The 1,715-nt window shown below is 65.2% G+C and carries 3 protein-coding genes; 2 read left to right on the top strand and 1 reads right to left on the bottom strand.

The features are described from left to right. The first annotated feature begins 205 nt into the window (after positions 1-205). A complete protein-coding gene (locus JHC57_RS22400; protein WP_192645354.1) occupies positions 206-493 on the top strand; it encodes a chorismate mutase in 288 nt (95 codons plus the stop codon). Further along, a complete protein-coding gene (locus tag JHC57_RS22395) occupies positions 490-1,185 on the top strand; it encodes a glutathione S-transferase N-terminal domain-containing protein (protein WP_294032761.1) in 696 nt (231 codons plus the stop codon). The genes JHC57_RS22400 and JHC57_RS22395 overlap by 4 nt, the downstream gene beginning before the upstream one ends. A 110-nt stretch (positions 1,186-1,295) precedes the next feature. On the opposite strand, the gene JHC57_RS22390 is transcribed toward JHC57_RS22395, so the two are convergent. Further along, the coding region (locus tag JHC57_RS22390) for an ATP-binding protein (protein WP_294032760.1) at positions 1,296-1,715 on the bottom strand (420 nt) is incomplete at its 5' end.

Here is a 1,715-nt window from a genome sequence, read left to right as displayed (position 1 = left end):
ATGACCGAATTCACCTCGTTCATATCGGCGGCGACGAGCGCCATCATCGGATCGAGCGAAGGCGGCCGGTCGCCGTGGAGCTGATGGATTTCGGCAGTCATGACGCGGCGACCCTTGGCCGGAGGGCCATAAATTTGCAACGACTTTCGGCTTGCATGACGCCCCCGCCCGGTGCCAAGCGTGCCGGGCATCAGAGGAGCCGCGCATGGACGATCAGCTTAGCCGTTACCGCCAGAGCATCGACAATATCGATGCGGCGCTCGTCTATATGCTCGCCGAGCGGTTCAAGGTCACCAAGGCGGTCGGCGAACTCAAGGCGCGCGAGGGCCTGCCTCCCGCCGATCCCGGCCGCGAGGAACGCCAGATCGGACGGCTGCGCGAGCTGGCCCGCGACGCCGATCTCGACCCCGATTTCACCGAGAAGTTCCTGCGCTTCATCATCGACGAGGTGATCCGCCATCATCAGCAAGCCAAGCGGGAGCAAAGCGCATGAGCCTCGATCATCCGATTTTCGCACGCTGGCCCGCACAGCACCCCGACCGCATCCAGCTTTTCTCCGCGCCGACGCCGAACGGGGTGAAGGCGGGCATCATGCTCGAGGAAACCGGCCTCGCCTATGAGCCGCACCGGATCGACATCATGGCGAACGAAAGCCATGATCCGGCGTTCCTCGCGCTCAATCCCAACGGCAAGATCCCCGCGATCTACGATCCGGACGGACCGGGCGGAAAGCCGCTCGCACTCTTCGAATCGGGTGCGATTCTGATCTACCTTGCCGACAAGAGCGGACTGTTCCTGTCGGCCGATCCGGGCACGCGTTACGAGACGATCCAATGGGTGATGTGGCAGATGGGCGGCGTCGGCCCGATGTTCGGCCAGCTCGGCTTCTTCCACAAATTCGCGGGGCGCGAATATGAGGACAAGCGCCCGCGCGACCGCTACGCCGCCGAATCCGCGCGCCTGCTGGGGGTGCTCGACGAGCGGCTGGCGACGCGCGAATGGGTGATGGGCGCCGATTACAGCATCGCGGACATCTCGCTGCTCGGCTGGGTGCGCAACCTGATCGGATTTTACGAGGCGCGCGAGATCGTCGGCTTCGACCGCTTTGCCCATGTCCAGGCGTGGCTCGATCGCGGCCTTGCCCGCCCCGCGGTCCAGCGCGGGCTGGAAGTCACCGCGGCGTAGACGCTAACGACGGGTTTCGGACGATAGCGCCCCTGTCTTTCATCGCCGTCCCGGGATGACGAATGAAAGCGATGTAACGTCGGCTTTCTCCCGTAAAGCCGTCATTCGCCCTATCCCGCCGGCAGCCTCAACCGTACCAGCACGCCGCCGAGATCCTCGCTCTCCTCGAGCGTGACGCTGCCGCCGTAGATTTCGGCGACGTCGCGGACGATCGCGAGACCAAGGCCGGTTCCGGGCTTGCCGCTGTCAAGCCGCACGCCGCGATCGATCACGCGAACGCGGTCATCGGGCGAGATGCCGGGGCCGTCGTCCTCGACCAGTATTTCGGCCATATTCCCGTCGCGCTGGACCGTGACGAAGACGCTGCCGCCGCCATATTTGGCGGCATTCTCGAGCAGGTTGCCGACGAGTTCGTCAAGGTCCTGCCGCTCGACGCGCACGACAAGCGTCTTGTCGCCCGCCGCATCGAGCCGCGCGTCGGGATAGAGTGCCGCGACCGCGCGCGACACGCTGCCCACACTGTCCCATAC

It is taken from the genome of Sphingopyxis sp. (genome assembly GCF_016463645.1).
Classification (GTDB): Bacteria; Pseudomonadota; Alphaproteobacteria; order Sphingomonadales; family Sphingomonadaceae; genus Sphingopyxis.
The sequence above is the reverse complement of the archived record's forward strand: the minus strand, read 5'-3'. Positions and strand labels throughout refer to the sequence as shown.